This window comes from Pseudomonadota bacterium, from assembly GCA_039028935.1.
Lineage (GTDB): Bacteria > Pseudomonadota > Gammaproteobacteria > Steroidobacterales > SZUA-146 > SZUA-146.
Genome location: JBCCHD010000003.1, coordinates 36,252 through 59,760 on the forward strand (window position 1 = coordinate 36,252; position 23,509 = coordinate 59,760).

The following is a 23,509-nucleotide window of genomic DNA, read 5'->3' on the forward strand; positions in this document are numbered from 1 at the left end:
CATGGGAATGCAGTGTGAACGGATTATACTCGCCAACCCGAGCGTACTCGGGAGAAAGTTATGACGACTGCGGGCTGACCGAATGCGTACTGGCCGGTGAAGCCGATAAAATCCTATGGTCGGCAGCTAGATTGAGGTGGCGCTGCCGACAAAAAAATCGGTGCTGTATCGCCAATGTGCATCTGAATCCTGATGGTTGGGTGAGAAGATCGGTATCGGGTTGGTGGGCGACACTGACGCGCTAACCAGGATGATTTGAGCGAAGGGGGCGAACAGGGTGTGGTATCCTTTTTTGCAAGTGATTAACCGTCACCGGCTAAAAATTGGATGTGATCGACATTTTCTAAGGGAGAGACTATGCGTACTTTATTGATTGGATTTTCGTTGTTTTTCTTGACCGCCTGCGGGACCACAAGCGGCGTTGAGCAAGGTGGCGAAAAAGTCAAAGACCTCGACTTGACCGGTTACGATAAAGTTGTGGTCATGGATTTTGGTGACGCAACAGAGGACGGTAGTGTGCCCGCATTTGCAGGGCCCAATTTTGCTGATCGAATACAAGCTGCAATCAACAAGACTGGCGCTTACTCAGAAGTGCTTAGAAACGAATCTGATCTCGAGAACGCATTGGTGATCTCTGGTGATATTACTCGGTACAAAGAAGGCAACGCGGCGTTAAAACTGATTATTGGGTTTGGCGCTGGAAGCACGAACTTTGACGCCGATGTTAGTCTGACCGACACCGCCGGTGCGCAGTTTGGTTCGATCGCCGTCGACAAGAACAGTTGGGCACTCGGTGGCGGACTGGCAGCTGCGCAGTCAATCGAAGGATTTATGGACGGAGCGGCTACGAAGATTGCCAAAGAGCTGGCGCGCGGTAAGGAACCCACCGCCGAATAGGCTCACCGACTTAAGGGTGTTCAGGCGGTTGCGGTAAGCAACCAATGACGAGTCGCGCTCTGTCGCCTTACAGCTTCACACTGGATGCGTAAGGCCAAAGCGCAGCGCGCGACGGCCCGTACAGAGAAACCAGGGAATCGCGTTACGATCGCGGCGTGCGGGAATGGGGTGACGGCATTTGTCAGTGCGTTTTCCGACGCCGACCGCGTATCCCGATAGCCGCCAGTCCGAGTAGCAGTACGGATCCGCCGACGCTGCCACCACCACTCGACGTTGAGTTATTGGTCGGCGGGGGTGGCGGAGGCGGAGTCTGTGGCGGCGGACTCTGTGAGTCGAGTGCAATAATCGCCATGGCTGCGCGCTCGCCCTCTTGCAGCGCACCGACCACCGTTGAGGGGTTGGTATTGTGAGTGGCCTCTCCTGCAAAAAAGAGTTTGTTGTCGGCCACAGGTGCCTGCAATTCGAGACGCTTGCTTCCGGTATCCGTATAGGTGCCGATACGGGGGTAGGAGTATGCGCCGAGTGTGTAAGGCGCGGCGCCCCAGTTTTGCACTATACCGTCGATAAAGGTCGCGGTGGCTGCGCCCGGTGCTTCGGGAAATGTGGTGTCGAGTGTGTTGAGCACCGCGTTGATAATCGCATCGTTACCGAGCTGACCGCCGCCGGTACTTTGCGCCATGTCATTGAGCGCCTTTGCGTTATTGCCCATCGGATAACACATTAGAATACGGTCATTGCCGCCGACCTTATAATCGGTGGGTACCCAGCAAACACCGGCTACGCCTTCGGTTACCAACCAGCTCATGGGCTCGCCTTCGGTTTCCCACCAGGCGTTGGTGAAACGCAGTGGAATCTTCATGCCCATGTCCATACCAATGCCGTTGTACGCATTCACAGTGGCGACGGGTAGATCAGGGATAAAGTCAATAATCTCCGCCTGCAGGACGCCGATGGATACGGTCACGATGACTCGATCGGCGACATGCTCAGCGCCGGTGTCGTCTGACACGACTACACCTTGATCGGTAGTGTTGATGGAGATCACCGGCCGATTAAGCAGTAGATCGCTGTTTGCCAGCACATCGTCCCACCACACGGATTGGAGAGCGTCGCTATATCCGAGTTGTGCATCGCCAATAACGCGTATATCAGTGGACAATTCCCACAGACTCTCTTGCAGCGCGGTGCTGCGTGCGCCCAATTTGTCGAGCGATGTGGCGAATGAGCCCCCTGCGAAACTGGCCTCGTATAAATGATACGAACGATCGCCCGCTTGCACGCCGTATTCGGCCATTGCGTCTTGCGCGAGCGAAGTGGAATCATCCAGATGCAGCGCGGGCTGGCTGTACCACTCAAGAAACGCGGTGAGTTGATTGACATCCGCATCGTCGCCGCATTGCCGAGCAGCGGTGCTCAAATACCAGCAGGTGGTGGTGCCGCCGTCCATCGAATAGGCTTCGAAACCTTGATAGCCCTCCACGTAGAGTTGTGCCCCATACTCCTGCGTTAGCGCTGGCCAGACCGGATTATTGCCGGTAGCAAGATAGTGCTCTTCCGCGCCGAGTTCGACGCGCGTATCGCCAAGCGTGGCACTGAAGACACGGCCGCCTATGCGATCAGTGGCTTCAATGATCAGCACATTGTAACCAGCATCGATGAGTGTCTTGGCGGCATACAGCCCAGCGCTACCGGCGCCTACAATCACGATGTCATGGAGGGTGTTGCGACTCGCATCGGAGAGCTTGGCATGTACACGCATCGCCGCGTGTGCGCTGCTGGAGAAAAGGGCGTATCCCGCTGCGAGCAGCACAGGCGGCAGGAAAAGGCGCAACAGCCTAGAGACGGTCAACATGCTGGAGACGCATTTCGTAATGGATGATGGCTAAATATACCGCACTTCGCGTGCCAAAAATTATGTTCAGCCAAAAGCGTGAGAAGGGCACGGTCGCCGTCACGCCATCAAAACACGGCCTTTTTCCGCTTTTTCTTCACATTTGCTCCAAATCACGGCGTTGTAATCGCACTCAGTGAACAATCTGAGGAAATATGACCATGCGTAACCAGCGATTGATATGGCCCATACTGGTGCTTATGGCGCTCTTTGCCTGTCAAAGCGGTGGTGGAGAAGCGTCGAGCGATGCAACGGTGGCTGCCGCACCCGTGGTCACGACCAACACAACCACCACCGATCCCACTCCTCTACAAGATGGTGTCGATTACACCAAAACGGCGGACTATTCTGGCCGCACGAACTGGGCCTGCGATAACGATTCCATCGTCGACGCGGTGACAGGTCAAGTGCTCGAGCCGGATGTCGCAATGACGACGAACATGGCGGCGTTGGTGCGTCAGTTTTTGAGTAACAGCATTCCCGATCATCGTGTGGGTGATTTTCCGAACAACGCCAATCCCAATACGATTGGTGAGGTGGCGGTGAGTTACGACCTGGTTCTGCGTGTGGAGGGCGAGCAGCCTGATTTACGTACGGCGACTACCGTTCCACATGCGGCGATCTCACTCGGCGGTATCCTGTTCGATCCGAACACCGCCGAGTTTTACAACAATGATCGCAATTCGGGCTGGAACTACGAGGCGCTCACGGTCGGTGCGGCAAATAATTCCGACTTGTCGGGTGCCATCGGTTACTTAGGCACTGACTGCAATAATGCGCATGTACAGCCAACTGGCAAATACCATTATCACGGCATGCCTGAGGCGCTAGTCGACGATTTTCTCCAAGCAGCCGGTCACAGCACCAACAATCCCGCGATGGTCTTGCTTGGGTTTGCCGCCGACGGCTATCCGGTCTACGCGCGCTATGGCTATGTCGATGCGATGGATCCAAATAGTGGTATTACTGTGATGCGCGGTAGTTACGAACTAAAATCCGGTACGCGACCATCGGGCCCCGGCGGCAGCTACGATGGTACGTTTGTGCAGGATTGGACGTTTGACGCGGAGACGGGCGATCTGGATGCATGCAATGGTCGCTACGGCGTGACGCCCGAATATCCGGGCGGCATCTACCATTATTTCGTCACCGATGACTATCCGTTTGTCCAGCGCTGCGTATGGGGCGAGCCGACCGTCGACGCCTTCAACGCCGGTCCCTAGTCGCGATGCTGCGATTAACACTGTTGTGGATCGGCGCGTTCCTGTGTTCTTCGAGCGGCGCGCACGGCACCCCGGACAATCATCTCGTAATGGTTGTGGCAGATCGGCAAATTAAGTTGAGTATGGTGCTCGGCGAGCAAGCGTTGATGATTGCCGACGTGGATCAGGACGGCCATGTGGCACTCCATGAAATGCGCGCTTCTTCCGCCACGCTCAACGCCTATTTTAACCGAGTGATCCGGGTGTCTGACGAGCGCGGTGAGCAGGGCCGTGTGCGTTTTGCGGACCTCACCACGGATCTTGATCATGTCGCCGCGAACGACGATCGCGTTGATCATGCCCGTCTGGTACGCACGCTAGACTTTGACCGGGCGCTGGTTGCGATCACGCTCGATGTGACACTCTTGGCGCGCGCGATCGACGGTATGCGCGTCACGGTGATCGATGCAAACAGCGGGCAAAAGTCACGTCTGAGCGGACTGCGGACGTTCCAGACGATACGATTACCGATCGACCAGCAGGAGAGTCGTTCGCCGTAATCGGCAGACCGGCCTAGCCGGCGATCACATTGAGCCGCAGCTCATCGCCAAATCGATTGGCGATGAGCAAGAATACGATGGCGAGAGTAAATAGCTTGATCAACAGCGGAAAGCAAAAGCGCACCCAAGCGCCATAGGGAATGCGACCCAGTGCCAGGGTACCCATAACCAGTGCGCTGGTGGGCACAATCATGTTGGTGAAGCCGTCACCAAATTGATAGGCCAGTACCGCGACTTGCTGCGACACATCGGTGAGTGTGGCGAGCGGCGACATGATGGGCATTGTCACAAAGGCTTGTCCGCTGCCCGAAGGTATGAAGATGTTGCAGATAGTTTGTACGGCGAGCATACCCACGGCGGCCACATCGGAACTGGTGTTTTCGAACACCGCGGAAATCGAATGCACGACCGTATCGATAATTTGACCGTCGACCAGCACCACCTCAATAGTGCGCGCAAAGCCAATGATCAACGCAGCGGTTGTCATTTCAGAGGCACCTCGTATGAAGGTGCGGCTAGCGTGAGAGGGGCTCATGCGTGAGATGATGGCGGCAACAATGCCGAGCCCAAGAAAAATGGCATTGAGCTCACCGATGTACCAACCATTCAACGCGACACCGGCAACGAAGACAATCACGGTCGTCAGAAACGCCAGCAGCACAGCGACTCTGCGCCCTGTTAGACGAATATCATCCGGTGCTTCGAAGCCGTCGCTATAATCAATGTGGGAAACATAGCTGGCGGCTGGATTCTCGCGTACTCGCATCGCATAGCGATACAAATGATGGAACGCAACCAGTAAAAAAGCGGCCATCATGAAGAGTCGAAATTCCCAACCCGAAGTGATCGGCACTCCCGCAATATTTTGTGCGATGAGTACGCCAAACGGATTGGTGCCCGCGCAGGCCCAGCCGATACCGTAAGGCACCCACACCATGCCCATGGCGACGACCGCGTCCATACGCATAGCCAGCGACATTGAAACCAAGATAGGGATAAGCGGAACGTATTCTTCACCCATACCGATCGTGTAGGCCCCCAGACTGAACATGATTAGGCAGCCTGCGATGAGCACCCACGGACTGCGTCCCAGTTTGGCCACGGCCGTATGAAGCGCGGCATCGATGGCGCCGGTCTCGCGCAGTACAGCGATCACGCCGCCGACAAGAAAAATCAGGAAGATTATTTCCTGGGCCGCGGCTAAGCCCTTTGGAATCGCAAGCAGGAAGTACCATGGTGCCAACGTCACTTCGCCCGCTTCGGCGACCGATGCATAGCTGCCGTCCACGACCATTTGTCGCGATGGATTGTCGGCGTACGGCTCGCGATCGTAGGCGCCTTGCGGAACGACATAGGTGAGCAGCTGGGCGACGACGATGATCGAGAAAATCAGCAGTAGTGGGTCGAGCGACCAACCCGGTGTTCGAGTATTGTTCATAAGTGTGTACCCAATCGTGTCCGTCGGATCATCCGTGAATCGGGTCCCACAGTGTATTGGGTGGGGACCAGCGCTACTACAATGGTGGGCGACGTTTTAAAATTTATTATGCACTGATCAACAATATAGCTAGTCAACGGCCAGGCAACAAGTTTCAGTATGAACTTCTGCAAAGCGAGATTGACGCCCGTGTTTTGATACCATCCGATGGATGAGTCGTTGACTGAGTCGCTGAATCCGCTTTGTCGCCAAATTGATAGTAAAGAGGACCCCTTTATGCCACGCATTTATGATTTCAGCCGAAACCCCGCTGAACGCAACTACACGATCAAGGACCTGCAGGCGCTAAAAGGAACCGGGAGAAAGTTATCGATGGCCAATCCGGCGGATCCCGCCCAGATACAGGCATGTGTAGAGGCGGGTATTGATTTGTTTGTGGTGGGTTCAGACCAAATTGAGGACGTCCGCCGCTTGGCGCCCACGCATTTTACGGGTGTGGGATCGACCTGGGCGCAATTTGGTTCAAACGAAGAGATTGTGGCGCACGCGTTCGACGCAATGCGACGAGGCGCGGATATGTACTACACGTTGCGCTCCTTTGAGGCGATGGAGAGGCTGTCGAACGAGGGTATTCCCGTACAAAGCCACATTGGATTGATTCCGACCTTCAGTCATTATTGTGGCGGTTTGCGCGGCTGGGGCCGAACGGCGGATGAAGCAATGAAGATTTGGCAAACACTCAAACGTATGGAAGAGGTGGGTGTGATGGCCGTTGAGGCGGAGTGTATAGCTGAGGAAGTGCTCGAAGCGGTTAACGAAAAAACCACGATCGTCACCTTTTCGCTCGGTTCCGGCAACGCCGGTGACGCGGTGTTTTCATTTGTTGCGGATGTGTGCGGAGAGCCCAGTGAAGAGAATAAGCCGCCACTGCATGCGCATGCGTACGGTAACGTGGGCCGCCTACATCAACAGATTCACGATGAGCGCGTCGCTGCTCTGAGTGCTTTTCATAGCGATGTGGCAGCGGGCCGCTTTCCGTTTGCCGCTAACAACATCGTTATGCACGACGGCGAAAAAGACAAATTTCTCGAAGCGCTCGACAAATGGACGCCACTGCATCAGTAGGCGTCCATGACGTCATGGGTTATGGGCAGGCGGTCGTGCCGCTGGGTCCTGGCTGTCCAAAAATACGTGATGTGAGCACGATGTAGTCGAGGAAGTTGACCACTCCGTCGACATTAAAGTCGTTTAACGCGTCATTAGTCTGGAACGCGTTGGAAAAATTGGCCACATCAATAAAGTTGACGACGCAGTTGTTGTCCGTATCTGGGTCACACTGGTTGCCAAAGCCGTCGCCATCCACATCAACTTGGTTGGGGTTAGCCACGTCCACACAGTTGTCAGCCTGATCACTGATCAAATCACCATCGGTGTCCGCGGGTACGGACAGTGACACCGTACCGATGTTTGATAGTCGACCCTGGTCGTCGGCGATCGTGTAGGTGAAGCTGTCCGGTCCGGCGTAGCCTGTTTGGGCGGTGTATTCCACATCGCCGGTCACGCCGTCGACACTCGCTACGCCAAAGGTCGGTGGTGTCACAATGTTCACCGTGGTTAGGTCGACAACGCCGTCGACATCAAAGTCGTTGGCGGCTGGTGATAACACCGAAAGCTGATCGGCAACCTCGGTGTCGAACAGATCGTCCAAGGCCGTGGGCCGTCGATTAACAGAAGCGAGCGCGCCGGCAATGCCAAAGGTGCCGCGACCCAGTGTGCCAACAATAAGTAAGTCGTTGTCCTGGTCGTAGTTGAGTTCGAACACCGGCACGTTTGGCACATTAGAATCGAGTCGAACCCACTCATCAAACTGTTCGTTGTCAGTGCTGACATAGAGACCACGGTCGGTGCCGATAATGACCGCATCGAATGCGCCATTGGTGGCGAATACAATCGATCGCAATCGCCCTGTGGAAGCGAGGTCTAGGTCGCCCGTGATGACTGATGTTGTCGCGCCATTGTCGGTCGTGGTGTAGGCATTCGCTTGGTCAATGTAAAACACGCGTGTGCTGTCATCACTGTCCATGGCGACGCTGATTATGTCGGTTGTTTGTGGCAGAGGAACACCGGCGGGTGCCAGTGCCGCGCCTGCCGCAAAACGCGAAAAGAGCTGATTGCCGGCGCCGACATAGACCGCTTCCTCATTGTCGCTGGCACCGAATGCGATCGTGTTGCCATCAAACGGGTTGGCCACGACGCCAGGACCAATGGCGTCGAGCGTGTCGCCCTGATCAAACGATTCGTAGACACCGTTAGAGCCGCCGAAAACGATGCGTTGTGGATCGATGAGATTGAGCACAACAGGCGTCTTAAATTGGGCTTCAATGGGTGCGCCCGACACAGTAAACAAAGCGGGTTGTGTCAGCGATAATTCGTTGTTGGCGCTGTCGAACTCACGACGATTGAAAAACCCTAGATTCTGAAAGCTGCTATATCGAACTGTTTGATTGAGCGCCGCTAAGGTATCGATATCGACAGCAACGTCCCCGCCGTCACCGGTGCTCAGCGATTCCCAGACATTCGTCGCCGGGGAGATTTGTTGCGTGCTCCCCGTGTCTTGATTGCCGGTCATGACAATATCCGCGACCGCATCATAAGAGGTGTCGTGTCCTTCGGTAAGCTGCAAATTGCTATTGAGCGATACCCAGTCGCCGGTAGTACTTTGCGGCGAGACGCGTTTATAAATCCCGCCATCGTCGCCTTCGAGCAAATTACCATCGGCATCGAAGACCATGTCGCGTGAGTCGGCGTGTGGAGCCGAATTCGACGCTGTGCCGTTATGGGTGAGCGAGGTCCACTGCGAACCGCTCGACGCCGATGCATCGCCTCGAAACAGGCGTCCAGAGAAATCAAATGCGCCAATCGAGTTTGGGAAGGAGCCATCGTTAAGTGGCTGACGATCGCCGCCAACATACACGATGTCGTCGTTGGTAGGATCAACCGCCAGTGAAAAATGAATACTGGCCTGTGCTCCGGCATGCACACCGACAAAGTCTGGTTCCAATGAGCCGGGCAAATCCATTTCGATCCAGCTCACGCCGTCGTCGTCGCTATAAAACAGGCCGGCTAGCCGACCAAACTCGCTAATGGCCGAGTACACCCGTCCAGACTGACCGAATTCGATTTCAATGAGCCCAGAATCGGAGGTGATGACGGCATCCATCGCGGCATCACTGACTTTGGTCCAAGCATCGCCTCCGTCGATAGTGCGGTAGATGCCGTTGGGCGCGCCCGCGCACGTGTCTGCAAAAACAATAGCGGTGTAGAGTCGGTCCGCATTATTGGGATCCGCGGTAATGACCGTCGCGACGCCGTCCGGTAAACCGCTGTTGCCCACCGTTTGCAGCGTGAAGTTGGAACCACCATCAGTTGAGCGAAAAACGCCGACGTCACCGCAGTTGAACGGCACGGCAAAGTTGACCGCTGCGAACAGTCGATTGCCGCTCACTGCGAGTTTGGAAATATTGCGATTTTCAAGATCCGTGCCCACTTGCGACCACGTGTTGCCGCCGTCCGTTGTGCGCAACAAGCCAATGCGCTCACCGCCCTTGCGTAGCCAGCTGCTGAACAACCCAATCCCCGCATACAGCGTTTCATTGGTTGCGTCGGCCGGATCAAAAACAATATCGCCGATGGACTGTGATAACACCGCATCGGTTTGGTTCGTCCAGGTCGGATCGGTATCCAGACCATTCACCGTTTTCCAAATGCCGCCATTTGTGCCGCCAACATAAATGATATTTGCGTCGGTGGGGTGCGCGGCGACGGCGTTGATGGCGCCGGTGACCGGGTTGTTTACTAGCCCTTCCGTTTGCCCAAACAGAATCGGAGCCGGGCCACGTGGGTCAGCGGTTTGCGCTGCCGTTTGTAAACTGAGCGTTGCGGAAAGGGTGAAAGCCAGGCAGGTCGACGTTATTGTTTTTGTATTTAACATATTGTTCTCACTAAATCCGTTTAATTGACAAGGCGATAATGTGTACTATACGACAATAAATCAGTAATTGGTCAGGGAGACCAGCACAATGAATCGAAAATTGGATTGTTTGGCGCGTGTCCGCCGCATGGTATTCGTGTTTGGATGCGCGTGGCTGAGCAGTGCCGCGCTCGCTGAGAGCCACAATGCATTCGTCACGTTGGGTAACGGTGTAGTCGTTGATGTGCAAAACGAACGGCTATACACGATGAACCCAAAGACGGGCATTGAAGCGACGAACATCGCCACAGGTGAGCGTCTCTGGCGAAGCGTTGCCGCAGACCGGCCCCTGTCGATTCGTGAAGGCACACTGTTAGCTCAAAGTAGCGCCGAAAAATCGGGGCAACTAGAGTTGGCCTATCTGACTGCAGAAAGTGGTGAGTTGCTCCGCGCTACCCGCCTCTCCGTTGACGACTCGGTGTGGGCGCGTACCACCGATACGCTCGATCACCGTTTCGTTTTGCAAAGCACTGGGGCCGATAGTTTGCACTGGCAGCACACCACGAAAAAAATTCAGGGTGCGAGACTCGATCGCGCCGAACCACAGGCTCTCCGAACCGAGGGGTTTCTTCGGGCTGATTTCTCAACGCGTTCCGTTGCGCATTCCGATACTGGGTTACGGGCAAGCACCATTCGGGACTTTCGCGCTTCAGTGCCTGATGGGGCGGTCGGTAAACGCGCGTTGTATTCCGCTGATCGACAGCATATCGCTACGCACAGACCGCTGAGTCCACAGGCGCGACAGTCTGGCCAGCGGTATGAGTGGCATGTGTACTCGGCTGACGGTAAGCGACTTCAGACCTTTGCATCGGCGGTATCGTTTTCCCCCTATATCATCGTGGGAAATCGATTGCTCTACGTGACGCCCGCGCGAAAATGGCGCGCAGAGGAGCGTACTGAAATCAACCCGATGAGCGTGCGGGCTATCGACCTAAATTCTGGCGTCGAACTGTTCAAAGTGCCCGTCAAAGACACGCGATATAACGGACCGTTTCCGCCTTAAGCGATTTTTTTGTACAGTACGTCCATGCGACGTACGGTCAAGTTTCTTCACACGGTTGCCGGCATGGGTCTCGCCGGAGGCTTGGCGGTCTATATCGGCGTGCTGCATGCCGCGCCGGATCATGCGACGACCATTGAGTATGCGGGCACGCGTGAAGCGCTCGCGTTCGCGGTTAAGTGGATTATCTTGCCGTCGATGCTCATCACGGTCGTATCGGGTTTGATTGCCATGATCGTGCATCCGCCCTTTATGGACACGCCATGGGTGTGGGTGAAAGCGCTGACCGGATTGTTGTTTTTTGAGGCCACACTCGCCAGTCTCGACGCGCCAGCCCAGCAGGCCGCTGCCGCCATGGCTCAAGCTGTAGCGGGTGAGATCGATCCTGAAACGCTCGCAGAGCTGGTGCGCAACGAATGGGGCGCCTGGTACATGCTGCTTGGGTTATCGATTGCCAATGTAGCGCTCGGCATCTGGCGTCCGCGATTCGCCAAGCGAGACGTAAAAAAGGAAACCGGCAGTGGCGCTTCTTGAGCAGCTCATCCGTTCCGGTCGAATCGTCGACATCATGCTGGCGTTTGTTGTCGTTGAAGTGGTGATATTGCTGGCGCTGTGGCACCGAAAAGGACGTGGCGTTCCGCCCCGCGCGCTGCTGCTCAATGTCGGCGCGGGCGGCAGCTTGATGCTCGCGCTCGGCGCGGTGCTCAAAGGATTCGGTACCGCTGCGATCGCGGCCTGTCTGGTGCTTGCGCTGGTGTTTCATCTTGCGGATTTGTTGTCGCGGTGGCGATCGCAATAAATTCCTTAATCTCATGACGCCCCCTTTTCCGCGTGCGTGATCGGGCTGAGCGACCTGCTCAGTGAAAAAAAGTCCGGCCAGCATCCTTTAAGGGTCTGATTGTTGTGGCCAAGCCGCCTCTCCGTTTTGTCCAAGGTTGACGATACGCTCATAGCCATGTCGGGGATGAAGCAGTCAATGCGGGGGTGGTCGCGTGCGGATGAATTATGGTTTTTTCATTGCAGTGGCAGGGGTGGCGTGTGGGTCGGCTAGCGGATCACCGCCGCTCAACGCCGATACGCCTTTTCTCGGTGCTGAAATTGATGCGGTAGCAAGTGCATTGGGTGGACCGAGTTGGGTGCCCCTCGGTGAGCCGAGCGTCGGTGGGCGCGTGACGTCGATAAGTGTGAGTCCGCATGACGCGAACCGCGTCTTGATCGGGGGCGACATGCTCGGCGTCGGCGTGAGCAACGACAAAGGTGAAAGCTGGCGTTCTTCTTTTGGATTTGTAAGTTGGGAGATCGGCAGTTTCAGCTGGCATCCGACACAGTCCGAGCGTGTGTGGGTGGGCACGATGGGAGGACCATACGAAAGTCGTGATGGCGGGGTGAACTGGACGCTGCGACGAACTGGCATGCCGGAACAAGCGAACTTTGACTTTTCAGCGCCGATTGAGAAGGTCCTATTCGACCCTAACGACAGTACTCGACTGCTTGCGGTCGGTGGCACCAGTCGACGTTGGCGTGTGGAGAATGTGGATGGACTGCTTGGAGCAGTTTGGTTAAGCACTAACGAGGGACAAGAGTGGGAACAACTCACTACGATTACGGCGGATGGCTCGTCAACCGCTGCAGATGCGCAAGGGGTCAATGTTGTGTCGATGACTTTTGCCGCGCAATCCTCGAGTCGTTTGTATGCGAGCGTGGATGGTCGCGGCGTGTATCGTAGCCTCGACGGTGGTGCGACATGGCAGCGACTCTCAACAGCCCTGCCACATGATCAAGTTGAACGGGTGTTGGCGCATCCAACTCTGCCGCTGACTGTGTTTGTGTCACTGGGCAATGACACAACACAACCGGGAGGTATGTACGTCAGTACGGATGGCGGCGATTCTTTTAGCCCGATCAATAACGGGCTTGCGCAAGTCAGTGGAACCAACAGCGGCAATACATCTCGCTATAAAGGTGTGGCCATCGATGCGGTGAATGGACAGCGACTGATCGCATGCGATGATCGATTCGGTTCGCTGGGAATCTACCAAAGTGAGGATGGTGGAGCGTCCTGGGGTCTAGTGCTGCCGGATGCCGCACTGCCTCTGCCGTATCCATCGGGTGCGGAGATGGAGGTGGCAACCATTGCCCCCTCTGATCCTGATCTGATATTCGCTGCGGGATCGGCTAATCTTGTGCGCTCTACCGATGGTGGTCAAACCTGGAACGACGCGGCCAATCTGTATTTTGATAATGGCTACTATCGTGGGCGTGGATATTCCGGTTTGGTTGCCACCGAAGTGACTTTCAATCCAGGGATTGCTGGGCATCTGCTCATCCAAGGATTTGATGGCGCTCGAATCGTGCAATCAACTGACAATGGCGTGTCGTGGCGCTTTGAAGGCAATCAGCTTGGTAGTTTTAGTGGGGGCGCGGACGCGATATTTGCGTCGGCCAGCGTTGCCTATGCCTCATTGGGTTTTCAATCCAACTATCAAGGTGTGGCGCGTACTGTCGACAGTGGACAAACTTGGCAGATCATAGCAGGCGGCGATTCCGGTCTGCCGGAGATCGGCGCGAGCAGCAAAGCTGGGGCAATTCACGCCTCAACCAGTGATACGAGTCACGTGCACGTGATCATCGATGGGGATGTCTATCGTTCGACAGACTCCGGCAGCACGTGGGCGATGGTACGCGCCGATAATGGATTTGGTTGGTTCGCCTCGCTGCCGGATGAGAGTCAGTTATTTCTCAGTGCAGATGATGGTGTTTACATCAGCTCAGACGGTGTGGTGTTCACCTCAATCGGTGGCCCGGCGCGACCGGGCAAATTGTCGATGACGTCTGATGGCACGTTGTGGATGGCGGCGCACGATCGAACCGGCAATGCGGGGTTGGGCGTTTGGACCTATCGCGCTGATACCGGTTGGGTGGGGGTGCTCGATCCGAATAATTTGACGGGTGAATTTGGGCAAGCGATGCGGTACGTACATGGTATTGCGGTCAGTCCCGCCGACTCGCAAACCGTTGCTATTGTGACCGGTGATCCACCGTTTCGAGATGTGTCCCGATCCTCTGGTGTTTATCTGACGCGCGATGGCGGCCTGTCGTGGAAACGGTTAAACAGTAATTTGCCGATGCTGCGTGGCGCGGCCATTGCGTTTGATCCTCACGACCCACGTCGGCTCGTTATGGGGACTGCCGGCAGAGGGTTTTATCAACTCCAACTCGAGACAACGCCTGCATCGGCCATCACGCGTCGGCCTTGATGGATGCATAGTCGACGCGCGGCGCCAACAACTTACGCTACTTGATCGGGATAAATCGATCGCCCACTTTTCGATGCGGTTTGCCATCGAGCATGACCCGCTCCCCTTCAAGTTCCATGTCGTCGGCGGTCATCGCGTCAGGGTCCGGCATGACATCATCAACATGACTTGTGCTGCTCGGTATCACGGCGGCGGCCGTCGACGCTGTGCGGATATATGCCTGACCAAAGCCGGCTGCACGAAGTGCATCTCGAGCGCGGTTCGCGTCCGATTTGCTCGCGTAAGGTCCGACAAGAACGCGTGTTAATCCATCGTTACCAACTGTGTGGCGCAGTTCACCGATGTCTGGCGAGACTGTTACGGCGGGATTTGGGTTTCGAAAAGCTCCGATCTGCACATCGTAAAGATCGGCATAACTGGTAGCGCCCAACAGGGACAACAACACGGCACAGGATCGTTTGAGCATTAGGATACTCTCCATGTCAGTAAGCTCGCAGGCAGTATAGCGTTTTTTGATTCGATCATCATCGTTGATCAAAACAGTTTGTGCGAGCCCGCGTCGTGATCGGTGGTGTTTTCTCGGACGAGTTGCGCGTAATGATCGCTCAAGGTGATGTCGCCAGTTGACGGCGTTGCATCCGCGTCATACTCACCGGTTTCGGGGTTCCACCACAACATCGATTCGGTCGCATAGTAATGCGCAATACGGGCAAATTCGGCTTTAACCGCCATCGTGGGCAGCAACCAGCCTAAGGGTGTGAGAACACGGGCAAACCAGACAAACATCGAAGGTGGCACGGCGCGAAACGCAGGCGGTTTTTGCATCGCGTAGAACAGCAGCTCGCCTTGTTGACGAGCGGTGATCGCGGGTCCAGGACCGCCGATGGGTAAGATCGCATTGTGTCGATCCGGTCGGTCGATGCAATCGACTAAAAACGCGGCGAGATCTCTTCGCGCAATCGGTTTGCAGGCCGTTTGTTTGCCGTCGGCAAACAAAAGAAACGGTTTGCCTTGACGAAGTCGTTCAACTTGACCGGACAGAGAGCGAAAATACGCCGTGGGTCGAATGATGCTGTATGTTAGACCCGAGTCAATCAATGCTTGTTCAAACGCCAGTTTGGCAAACTGAAATGCAAGCTTGGGTTTTTGTACGCAGATGGCGGAGAGCAGAATAAACTGGCGAGCACCCACGTTCCTCGCGAATGAGAGCAGGCGTTGATTGAGATCGTGATCGACCCGCCAGGCATCTTGCGGTGCGCCACTGCGCGACGCCACGCAGGAGATGACCGCATCATACACACGCGTATTCGTGTCCTCGCTCGGTCCCGCCTCAAGTTGCTCATAGTTAAGCATTTCGCAATCCGGCACGGTTTGTTCTTGATCGCGCGCCATCGCGGTCACCCCATAGCCGCGTGCCACGAGTTCACGCGCCACCGCCCGGCCGACATAGCCGGTTGCGCCAGCAAGGAGCACATGAGGTGTTTTAGTCGTCACGATACCTACCCATCTGGTCTACGGGATCGATCTTGACACGACTGATTCGGATTGGCGAATTGGCTCAAAAACGCCTGTCATGGCGAGTGGTGATCAGGAGGTCGGTTCGAATTCAACAGCGTGTTTAGGATAGGCGGTACGCCGCTCAAGTTCATCGACTGCATAACAACCGATTAAGCACGGGCACGCTCGGCGATGCGTCGTCGTTGTTTCTCAATCTTAAACTGATGGTACAGCAACAGGCTGACACCCAGCACGGTTGGGGTTGCCCACACGATTGGACTAAAGGCGTATTCCGGCAGTGTGTTGACGGCGCCGAACGCCAAAAACGCGGTGTAGACCGAAATGCCGGCACCGACTAAGCCCCGCGTGTGCTGGATGAGCCATTCGTTAAAGGGCGGACTGTCGCTCAAGATAAAGCGGGTGTTGAGCACGGCGGCGGTGAGGCCGACGATCGAAATGGCCACCATCAGCGGTTGTTTGAGAAGCACGCCATGAATCGCGCAGTTAGCCGCTGCAATAAACGTTAAGGCTTGAAGAGTTAGATTGAGTGGGGTGCGATTGGCTTGATGATTGCGCTTGTTTTGAATGCATAGACGGCCATAGTGCGCGAGCATGATCGTGAGTACTGCCAAGTACAGCATCATGTAGCCAAAGAGGCCGCGTACCAATGCGGCGTCATCGGCAAAGTCGTGGGTTTCCAGTGGGTAGGCGAGGGTGCACAAGCTGATACCGATAGCGATGGACCCGGTCAACAACATCGACCAGGCAAATACTCGGCCCCATTTCTTGTGGCGCGTTGTGCCTTTGCGGCCTACTACGGGCAGCCACATAGTGATGAGGCCGACTGTGCCGGTCACGATATGGGCATGTACTAGCTGATCAAACAGCCACATTCGATTCCCCCCGGCGCGTGCCCGGTTTGGGTGCTCTTGACGCGAATTTTACGTGCGTGCCTAAAAGATGATTGATGTTGATCAAAAGCATAATATAGAAACAGTCTTGATGGCCCTATTTGATGTAAATATGAGCAAAAAAGCCCGAGCGATTGTAATTGGCAGTGGATTTGGCGGTTTAGCGGCTGCTGTGCGCCTCAGCGCGCGCGGTTTCGACGTGGAAGTCGTTGAAAAACTCGATGGACCTGGCGGTCGCGCGTACGTTTACCGTCAGGATGGCTTTGTGTTCGACGCCGGCCCCACGATCATCACCGCCCCGTTTTTACTCGAAGAACTCTGGTCATTGTGTGGCCGGCGCATGGCGGACGATATCGATCTGCGCGAAATCTCCCCCTACTATCGAATCCGTTTTGATGACGGCACGCATTTTGATTACAGCGGCGATCACGCTGCGATGCGTGCTGAGATCGCCAAGTTCAGCGAAGAAGATGTGGCCGGCTACGAGCGTTTTTTTGAGGCCGCTACCCAGGTCTACAATGTTGGCTTTGATCAGCTGCTCAGTGTGTCGTTTGATTCGCCGCTCAAGATGCTCAAAGTTGCGCCAGACCTTGTGCGCGTCCAGTTCTATCGGTCGGTCTATGGGCTGGTTGCCAAGTACATTAAGCATCCCAAGTTGAGGATGGTGTTCAGTTTCCATCCGCTGCTCGTGGGCGGAAACCCGTTCAGTACGACCGCCGTTTATACGCTCATCGCCCAGTTGGAACGTCGTCATGGGGTGCACTTCGCGATGGGCGGCACCGGCAGTCTAGTCACTGGTCTGGTGAACCTGATCGAGGGTAACGGTGGCCGCATGCGCTACAACGCGCCAGTGGTGCAGATTTTGAATGATGGCAACCGAGCGACCGGCGTGCGTCTGGCATCTGGCGAGGAATTGCCAGCGGACATCGTGGTGTCCAATGCGGATTCGGCATCAACCTATCGCTACCTAGTTTCTGAGTCGGTGCGTAAACGCTGGACCAATCGCCGCCTCGAGCGCGCGCGCTACTCGATGAGTTTGTTCGTTTGGTATTTCGGCACGGATCGTCGATACGAGGATGTGCCTCATCATATGATTTTGCTGGGCGAGCGCTATCGTGGCCTGCTCAACGATATATTTAAACGCCATGTGCTGGCCGAGGATTTCAGTCTTTACTTACACCGACCCACGGCGACCGACACGTCGTTGGCGCCCGAGGGCTGCGACGCCTTTTATGTGCTATCGCCCGTACCGCATTTGGATAGTGACATCGACTGGTCGACTGAGGGCGAGCGCTACCGGGCGCGGATCGCCAACGCGTTGAGCGACACGGTATTGCCGGGTCTAGAGGATCATATCGCCACATCGAGGCTGCTGACACCGGCTGATTTTGAGTCACGCTTGTCCTCAGTGAAAGGCGCCGCATTCGGCCTCCAGCCCGTGCTCACGCAAACCGGTTGGTTTCGACCCAATAACAAAAGTGAAGAGCTTGACGGTCTGTATCTAGTCGGTGCCGGTACGCACCCTGGTGCGGGATTACCGGGTGTAATTTCATCGGCCAAAGTACTCGATGAGGTTGTCCCCGAACCTATCGAGTTAGAGACCTCGGTGTAACCCGCCTGTGCGCAGAGCGTCGAGCGCCGCTTTGGCGGCTTGCTGTCCCGATAGAGTCGCCATTGGGATGCCGGGACCGGGGTGAACGCTACCGCCGGCTAAAAACAGACCGTGTACCTTGCATGTCGCGCCCGGGCGATCAAACGAACCATTCCAGCCATGGGTCGGTGAGCCGTAGAGTGCACCCTCTGTTGCAGGGAATAGACGGGCAAAGTCGTTGGGTGTTGTGCGTACGCAGGCAGCGATGTCGAGCGCAACGCCGTGACGATCCAGCTGCGCGAACATGTATTGCTCGTAGCGATCGAGATCGGCACTTGATAGCGCGCATGCTGGTGCATTGATCAGCGCAAACAGTCGTTCAGGTGACTGTCGAGTACGTCCAGGACCGCGATCCTGCGCGCACAGATAGACGGTGGGAGAATGGGTGATCGCCTTGTGCTTGAACACATGATCGAACTCATCGATGTAGTTGTCGCCAAACAGAACAGTGTGATGGGCCAAGTCCAGACCCGTGGTCGTCGCTTGCATACTCCAGGTGATCGCCGATAGGGAGTGCTGTTTGCGTTTGGGCACAGCGCGTTTGGCGGCCGTGCCAAGTTGTCCTGATGCCAGTGCCGCGGCGTCACCGTTGAACACGACCGCATCCGCTTCGTAATAGTCATCGCCGACGTGAACGCCGTGTACACGGCCTCGCCGGATATCGAGTGAGTCCACATGGCGATTAAATTCAATGGTGGCGCCCCGCTGGATCGACAGTGATGTCAATGCTTCGGCCAGGCGTTGCATGCCACCGTCCACCAGCCAAACGCCTGCGCGTTCGGCGTGAGCAATGAGCATTAATGTGGCGGGTGCGCTGAATGGTGATGATCCACAATAGGTGGCGTAGCGACCGAACAGTTGTTGAAGACGTGGGTCGGTGAACACCTTGCCCAGCTCCTGCCAGAGTGATGTAAACGGTTTGGTGGCATAAAGCTTGGGTACACCTCCAAGCCCGAGAGATAGGGCGAGTTCGACGGGCGATGGTTTGGGCGCTCGCATGAATGACGCGTCCAGCGTCTCAAAAATAGACGCACTCTGTTGAGCAAAGCGTCGGTAGGCATGGGCCTCACGGTGACCGGCGAACTGCTCGATCGCGTCGACAGACTGATCAAGATCCGCAAACAGATCGAGTCGACTACCGTCTGTCCAGCTGTGTCGCGCGAGCAGCGATTCGCGGAGGAGTGAGACATGTTCATCCAAACGTGTACCGGCAGCGGCGAACAGATCTTCGAATACCCAGCGCATCGTAAACACCGTCGGTCCGGAGTCGAGCGGGGCTGAGCCTGCGATGACTTCGCGCATTTTTCCGCCGGGCGACCCATGGCGTTCCAGCACCGTGACGCGTACTCCGGCAGTGGCCAGCCTCAGTGCGCTCGCGAGGCCGCCCATCCCGGCACCAATCACGACTACCTGTCGATCGCTAAGTTTCATATGTGTCGGCGAGTGACGGTGACTTGAACCTCTTGAGCAGGGCGGGTCGTCAGTCGCGCCACTGGACGGATCGCGTCGGAATTTTGCACGTGAAAATCGTAACGCCGTATGAGGCGGGCTAGGATCAGGCCACTCTCGATCGTGGCGAACGCCGCGCCCACGCACACGCGTGGGCCTAAGCCAAACGACATAAACGCGCCGCGATCCTGATCATCGCCGGTACGTGTAAAGCGGTCGGGATCAAAGCGATCCGCGTTCTGCCATAGCGCCGTATTTCGATGGGCGGTCCAAGGTGAAATCATGATCATGGCACCCCGTTTAACTCGAATGTCACCAATTGTCGTAGACATGGCGGCAACACGAGGAATAAAGGTGATCGGGGGGTATAGGCGCAGAGTCTCGCGAAAGACGTTGCGCGTGTAGGCAAGCTGCTTGACGTGCTCGATGGCGACGGGGGCATGGCCGACGACCTGGTCGATTTCCGCCCGCATGCGTTGCGCGATATCGGGCTGCACGGCCAGGATGTAGAAAATCCAGGTCAGCACGCTGGCGGTCGTTTCGTGCCCGGCCAAAAAGAATACGCCAATCTGATCAATGAGCTCCTCACGCGTGAACCCTTGGCCTGTTTCGGCGTCCCGAGCCTCAATACAGGCGTTCACAATGTCATCGATCTTGTCGGCGTCGGGCGCGAGGCGTGGGTCGAGAAAATGGCCAATGTGTCGGCGAATACGTTCGCAGGCATCCAACACGTTTTGAGGTTGACGAATATCAGCCCAAGGTTTTCCAAAGATGAGTTGCCATAGATTGACACTGGCGACGCTGCGCTCAAACTCAAGAAACGACGCGAAGACATCCTGCACTGTGTCGCTGGCAAGCGGTTTGGAAAAGATCGTGCGGCAGATCACGTCAGCGGTTAGGTGACTCATTGCGAGGTCGAGGGAAAAAGTTTCGCCTGACACACAGCGCTCGTCCAGTAGCTGTTGGTAGTCGTCGACGGCGTCGGACATGGAGTTGTACGCCGTGTTGATGCGCATATGTGAGAAGGCGGGATCGATCATTGCGCGTTGTCGTTTCCAGCGTTCGCCACTGGAAACAAATATCGAATCCCCGACGAGCGGCGCCAGCGCGCCCACCATCAAATCGTTTTTGGGGAATATGTCGAGCGGATCGGTCAATATGTCGCGCGCGAGCTTGGGTGAATTGACCAACAATATCGAGCGGCGCGAGTAGCCCAGATGCGTGAGCGGTTTGGTGTAGGCATCACGTGGTACGAGGCTCAAAAGATCGCCGTCGCCCTGTCGGATTACGCGCAGCAATGAGCGAATCGGCGTTTTGGGCTGAGGTGCAGGTGGGCGATACACCCGAATCAGTCCCGGGCCCGTAGCCAGAGGGACGTCGCTGTATGTGTGATGACAATCATTGGCGAGTCACAGTATAAACCCAGAATACCGTTCGTGTATGATCGATTCTTCCGTATGTGTAACGCCACCGATATCGCGCCCGAATTGAACACGGTCCTACTCACGCTTGGCAGGTTGCCCGTCGCACTTGAGATCGCTCGAAGTTTTGCTGCGATTGGCTGGCGGGTCGTGGTGGCAGAGCCATTTGGCTTACATCTTCTTCGCCACTCTCGCAGCGTTTCTGATAGTTATCAAACCCCCGCGCCGCGGCATGACCCGCGCGCCTATCGGCAAGCGCTATGCGACATCATTGAGCGCGAACAGGTGGCATTGGTCGTGCCGGTGTCTGAGGAGACGCTGCATGTTGCCGCGCTGGCTGCACAGATCGATTGTCCGCTCTATTGCCCCCCGCCCGCGGCCCTGCTGACCTTGCATGACAAACTGCTCTTTAATAAAGCGGCGCACGCTGCTGGTTTGAGTGTACCGCGGTCCTGCGCACTGGATTCAGAGCAGTCTGCGATCTTGGCAACGGACGCATGCGTGGTGAAACCTCGCCTGAGTTGTTCGGGGCGCGGCGTCGTTCATTATGCACCGGGTGAGCTTTTGTCGTGTTTGCCGTCGCCCCATCGTACGGAAGATCCAGAGCACCCAGATCAACAGACCAAAGTGCCATCCCAGCTTGGCCTGCCGCAGGACTCGCTGGTGCAGCAAGCGGTGGAAGGGCAGGAGCTGAGTTCGTTGGCGCTTGCGCGTGATGGCCAGGTGGTGGCCAACGTGGTGTATCGCGCCAACGTGCGGTCCGGCAGCGTAGCGGTGGTTTTTGAGCGTGTCGCGCACCCGGCAATTTCGCAGTGGGTCGATGCGTTTGTGGCGCACCAACGCCACACTGGCTTTATTGGCTTTGACTTTATTATCGATGCGCAAGGCGTACCGTATGCGTTGGAGTGCAATCCACGGGCAAACAGCGGAATCCACTTTTTCTCTGGTTCTGCGCTTGCGAAGGCGATCCTCGACAGCGAGCAGGTTAACGTTCGTGCCGAATCGGTTCTCCAAGAGAGCTATTCAACCTTTACGACCGTACTCGGGCGTCTTACGAATCGAGACGCCCGACGCGAGGCGTTTGGCTGGCTACGACGTGCGCGCGATGTCACCTGGTCGAGAGACGATCCTTGGCCGTTTTTGCTGATGACAATCAACACCTGGCCGTTGATCTATCGGGCGATTCGACATCGTCAGACCTTTGCCGAAGTGGCGGCATTAGATCTGGAATATTCGCGTGAGTAAGCCGTTATTTGAACGCGGTGATCGGTCACTGTTGTGGCGAGACGGCGCGCTCGAGTTGACCGCTTGCGCGGGCCCGCCACAGGCGGAACGCCAAGCATTTGCATCGCTTATCGCACGCACCGAGTTTGGTGAAGGCGGTATGCGCTACCGGCGCCTGGATGTGGATCGCTCCCTCGAGTCTCTCGGTCGTGATGTCGCCTACGTACGCTTAGTGCGTGCGGACACACTGGTCGGTACGTATCTGCTGCGGCGTCACACGCTTTTGGTACACGACCGCCCAATTCTCGGTGTGTATCGCTCGTCGCTCTGCCTTAACGCGTCGATGAAAGGCAAAGGGTTAGGCACACGCATCGTGCAGCAAACACTCAGTTGGTTGGATGGACTGGCGGCCCGTAACGGCGAATCGTTTGTGAGCTACGGGTGCGTGGAGCGCGCCAATCAACCGTCGATGGGGGCACTCTCGGCGCATACGACGTCTATCGGTACACTGCGGACTCAGCTGGTTTACCGCCAATGGCCACGCGCAACCTTAGCGCTGACCGAACTCGACGCGGACGATCCCCGCGTTATACAGGCGCAGGCGCAGACCTATGACGACTGTGGTGTCAGGGTTGCGAGTGATGCGCCGTTTTTAGCGAAAGTGGAAGATGGTCAAATTGTGGCCGGCGCGCAAGCGCGCCTCGTTCGCATTGATTTTTCAAGAATCGGTCAGCCGTGGGACTTTTTGAGTAAGCACGTGTTCGCGTACGCCTCGCCGGCGCGTCGACGCTTTGATCCTCATGACTTTCGCTACGTGCAGCTTGATAACGCGGTGGTTTTACCTGGGTTTGAAGCCGTATGGAAACCTCTGCTCGCGACCTTTATGGCACGCGCCAACACCCACATGGCCATGCTCACGCTGGATCCGACCTGTCAGGCCAGTTCGCGGCTTGCGCCCTGTATTAGTGGTTATTTTGCGCGAGCCACCCAACAGCATGTGTCGGTGTTGGCCAGAGCGCATGGGCGCGTGCCGGGCTTTGATCAGCTAGCAACAGCGCCGCTCGGTCTCAATCCACGTTGA

Annotated in this window: 19 protein-coding genes; 11 read left to right on the forward strand and 8 right to left on the reverse strand. The window is 56.3% G+C overall.

What is annotated here, in order from left to right; all coding sequences use genetic code 11:
- Nucleotides 1-357 precede the first annotated feature (357 nt).
- Entirely contained in the window at nucleotides 358-897 is a 540-nt protein-coding gene (locus AAF465_02390) for a DUF4410 domain-containing protein (GenBank protein MEM7081554.1), read from the forward strand.
- A 181-nt stretch (nucleotides 898-1,078) separates the two neighbouring features.
- On the opposite strand, the gene AAF465_02395 is transcribed toward AAF465_02390, so the two are convergent.
- Nucleotides 1,079-2,749, reverse strand: coding sequence for an FAD-dependent oxidoreductase (locus AAF465_02395; GenBank protein MEM7081555.1), 1,671 nt, complete (start codon nucleotides 2,747-2,749; stop codon nucleotides 1,079-1,081).
- A gap of 200 nt (nucleotides 2,750-2,949) precedes the next feature.
- On the opposite strand from AAF465_02395, the gene AAF465_02400 reads away from it, so the two are divergent.
- Together AAF465_02400 and AAF465_02405 are read left to right on the forward strand one after the other, a co-directional pair.
- Complete coding sequence (locus AAF465_02400; GenBank protein MEM7081556.1) at nucleotides 2,950-4,011, forward strand: YHYH protein; 1,062 nt, start codon at nucleotides 2,950-2,952, stop codon at nucleotides 4,009-4,011.
- A 5-nt stretch (nucleotides 4,012-4,016) separates the two neighbouring features.
- Nucleotides 4,017-4,550 (forward strand): hypothetical protein, encoded by a 534-nt coding sequence (locus AAF465_02405; protein ID MEM7081557.1) that lies wholly within the window; start codon nucleotides 4,017-4,019, stop codon nucleotides 4,548-4,550.
- A gap of 13 nt (nucleotides 4,551-4,563) precedes the next feature.
- On the opposite strand, the gene AAF465_02410 is transcribed toward AAF465_02405, so the two are convergent.
- A complete protein-coding gene (locus tag AAF465_02410) occupies nucleotides 4,564-5,988 on the reverse strand; it encodes a YfcC family protein (protein ID MEM7081558.1) in 1,425 nt (474 codons plus the stop codon).
- A gap of 276 nt (nucleotides 5,989-6,264) precedes the next feature.
- On the opposite strand from AAF465_02410, the gene AAF465_02415 reads away from it, so the two are divergent.
- The gene (locus tag AAF465_02415) at nucleotides 6,265-7,113 is read left to right on the forward strand and encodes a 3-methyl-2-oxobutanoate hydroxymethyltransferase (protein ID MEM7081559.1); all 849 of its coding nucleotides are present in this window, start codon (nucleotides 6,265-6,267) and stop codon (nucleotides 7,111-7,113) included.
- Between the two features lie 19 nt (nucleotides 7,114-7,132).
- On the opposite strand, the gene AAF465_02420 is transcribed toward AAF465_02415, so the two are convergent.
- Nucleotides 7,133-9,979: an Ig-like domain-containing protein gene (locus AAF465_02420; protein MEM7081560.1), complete on the reverse strand. Its 2,847-nt coding sequence runs from the start codon at nucleotides 9,977-9,979 to the stop codon at nucleotides 7,133-7,135.
- Nucleotides 9,980-10,067: 88 nt separating this feature from the next.
- Between AAF465_02420 and AAF465_02425 the strand changes: the two genes are divergently transcribed.
- The 4 genes from AAF465_02425 (at nucleotide 10,068) to AAF465_02440 (ending at nucleotide 14,275) form a co-directional block, all read left to right on the forward strand.
- Nucleotides 10,068-11,021 carry a hypothetical protein gene (locus AAF465_02425; protein MEM7081561.1) on the forward strand — a complete coding sequence of 318 codons (954 nt, stop codon included), beginning with the start codon at nucleotides 10,068-10,070 and terminating at the stop codon, nucleotides 11,019-11,021.
- Between the two features lie 24 nt (nucleotides 11,022-11,045).
- Nucleotides 11,046-11,552, forward strand: coding sequence for a hypothetical protein (locus tag AAF465_02430; protein ID MEM7081562.1), 507 nt, complete (start codon nucleotides 11,046-11,048; stop codon nucleotides 11,550-11,552).
- Nucleotides 11,539-11,817 carry a hypothetical protein gene (locus AAF465_02435; protein MEM7081563.1) on the forward strand — a complete coding sequence of 93 codons (279 nt, stop codon included), beginning with the start codon at nucleotides 11,539-11,541 and terminating at the stop codon, nucleotides 11,815-11,817. The genes AAF465_02430 and AAF465_02435 overlap by 14 nt, the downstream gene beginning before the upstream one ends.
- A gap of 199 nt (nucleotides 11,818-12,016) precedes the next feature.
- Nucleotides 12,017-14,275 carry a hypothetical protein gene (locus AAF465_02440; protein ID MEM7081564.1) on the forward strand — a complete coding sequence of 753 codons (2,259 nt, stop codon included), beginning with the start codon at nucleotides 12,017-12,019 and terminating at the stop codon, nucleotides 14,273-14,275.
- 37 nt (nucleotides 14,276-14,312) lie between these two features.
- Here AAF465_02440 and AAF465_02445 read toward each other — a convergent pair whose 3' ends face one another.
- The 3 genes from AAF465_02445 to AAF465_02455 all read right to left on the reverse strand — a co-directional run bounded on the left by AAF465_02445 (nucleotide 14,313) and on the right by AAF465_02455 (nucleotide 16,665).
- The gene (locus AAF465_02445) at nucleotides 14,313-14,741 is read right to left on the reverse strand and encodes an SPOR domain-containing protein (protein MEM7081565.1); all 429 of its coding nucleotides are present in this window, start codon (nucleotides 14,739-14,741) and stop codon (nucleotides 14,313-14,315) included.
- Nucleotides 14,742-14,809: 68 nt separating this feature from the next.
- Nucleotides 14,810-15,769, reverse strand: coding sequence for an NAD(P)H-binding protein (locus tag AAF465_02450; protein MEM7081566.1), 960 nt, complete (start codon nucleotides 15,767-15,769; stop codon nucleotides 14,810-14,812).
- A 173-nt stretch (nucleotides 15,770-15,942) separates the two neighbouring features.
- Complete coding sequence (locus AAF465_02455) at nucleotides 15,943-16,665, reverse strand: hypothetical protein (GenBank protein ID MEM7081567.1); 723 nt, start codon at nucleotides 16,663-16,665, stop codon at nucleotides 15,943-15,945.
- Between the two features lie 130 nt (nucleotides 16,666-16,795).
- On the opposite strand from AAF465_02455, the gene AAF465_02460 reads away from it, so the two are divergent.
- Nucleotides 16,796-18,295 carry a phytoene desaturase gene (locus tag AAF465_02460; protein MEM7081568.1) on the forward strand — a complete coding sequence of 500 codons (1,500 nt, stop codon included), beginning with the start codon at nucleotides 16,796-16,798 and terminating at the stop codon, nucleotides 18,293-18,295.
- On the opposite strand, the gene crtD is transcribed toward AAF465_02460, so the two are convergent.
- Complete coding sequence (gene crtD, locus AAF465_02465; protein ID MEM7081569.1) at nucleotides 18,278-19,765, reverse strand: 1-hydroxycarotenoid 3,4-desaturase CrtD; 1,488 nt, start codon at nucleotides 19,763-19,765, stop codon at nucleotides 18,278-18,280. The two genes, AAF465_02460 and crtD, sit on opposite strands and share 18 nt — an antisense overlap.
- Nucleotides 19,762-21,126: a cytochrome P450 gene (locus AAF465_02470; protein MEM7081570.1), complete on the reverse strand. Its 1,365-nt coding sequence runs from the start codon at nucleotides 21,124-21,126 to the stop codon at nucleotides 19,762-19,764. Before AAF465_02470 ends, crtD begins: the two co-directional genes overlap by 4 nt.
- Nucleotides 21,127-21,174: 48 nt before the next feature.
- Here AAF465_02470 and AAF465_02475 point away from each other — a divergent pair, with 48 nt between their 5' ends.
- Nucleotides 21,175-22,449, forward strand: coding sequence for an ATP-grasp domain-containing protein (locus AAF465_02475; GenBank protein ID MEM7081571.1), 1,275 nt, complete (start codon nucleotides 21,175-21,177; stop codon nucleotides 22,447-22,449).
- On the forward strand, nucleotides 22,442-23,509 hold the full coding sequence (locus AAF465_02480; protein ID MEM7081572.1) for a hypothetical protein: 1,068 nt from the start codon (nucleotides 22,442-22,444) through the stop codon (nucleotides 23,507-23,509). Before AAF465_02475 ends, AAF465_02480 begins: the two co-directional genes overlap by 8 nt.

Coding starts and splice junctions, on each gene's coding strand:
- AAF465_02390 (MEM7081554.1), top strand. CDS start 358: ATGCGTACTTTATTGATTGGATTTTCGTTGTTTTTCTTGACCGCCTGC.
- AAF465_02395 (MEM7081555.1), bottom strand. CDS start 2,749: ATGTTGACCGTCTCTAGGCTGTTGCGCCTTTTCCTGCCGCCTGTGCTG.
- AAF465_02400 (MEM7081556.1), top strand. CDS start 2,950: ATGCGTAACCAGCGATTGATATGGCCCATACTGGTGCTTATGGCGCTC.
- AAF465_02405 (MEM7081557.1), top strand. CDS start 4,017: ATGCTGCGATTAACACTGTTGTGGATCGGCGCGTTCCTGTGTTCTTCG.
- AAF465_02410 (MEM7081558.1), bottom strand. CDS start 5,988: ATGAACAATACTCGAACACCGGGTTGGTCGCTCGACCCACTACTGCTG.
- AAF465_02415 (MEM7081559.1), top strand. CDS start 6,265: ATGCCACGCATTTATGATTTCAGCCGAAACCCCGCTGAACGCAACTAC.
- AAF465_02420 (MEM7081560.1), bottom strand. CDS start 9,979: ATGTTAAATACAAAAACAATAACGTCGACCTGCCTGGCTTTCACCCTT.
- AAF465_02425 (MEM7081561.1), top strand. CDS start 10,068: ATGAATCGAAAATTGGATTGTTTGGCGCGTGTCCGCCGCATGGTATTC.
- AAF465_02430 (MEM7081562.1), top strand. CDS start 11,046: ATGCGACGTACGGTCAAGTTTCTTCACACGGTTGCCGGCATGGGTCTC.
- AAF465_02440 (MEM7081564.1), top strand. CDS start 12,017: ATGAATTATGGTTTTTTCATTGCAGTGGCAGGGGTGGCGTGTGGGTCG.
- AAF465_02445 (MEM7081565.1), bottom strand. CDS start 14,741: ATGCTCAAACGATCCTGTGCCGTGTTGTTGTCCCTGTTGGGCGCTACC.
- AAF465_02455 (MEM7081567.1), bottom strand. CDS start 16,665: ATGTGGCTGTTTGATCAGCTAGTACATGCCCATATCGTGACCGGCACA.
- AAF465_02460 (MEM7081568.1), top strand. CDS start 16,796: ATGAGCAAAAAAGCCCGAGCGATTGTAATTGGCAGTGGATTTGGCGGT.
- crtD (MEM7081569.1), bottom strand. CDS start 19,765: ATGAAACTTAGCGATCGACAGGTAGTCGTGATTGGTGCCGGGATGGGC.
- AAF465_02475 (MEM7081571.1), top strand. CDS start 21,175: ATGACAATCATTGGCGAGTCACAGTATAAACCCAGAATACCGTTCGTG.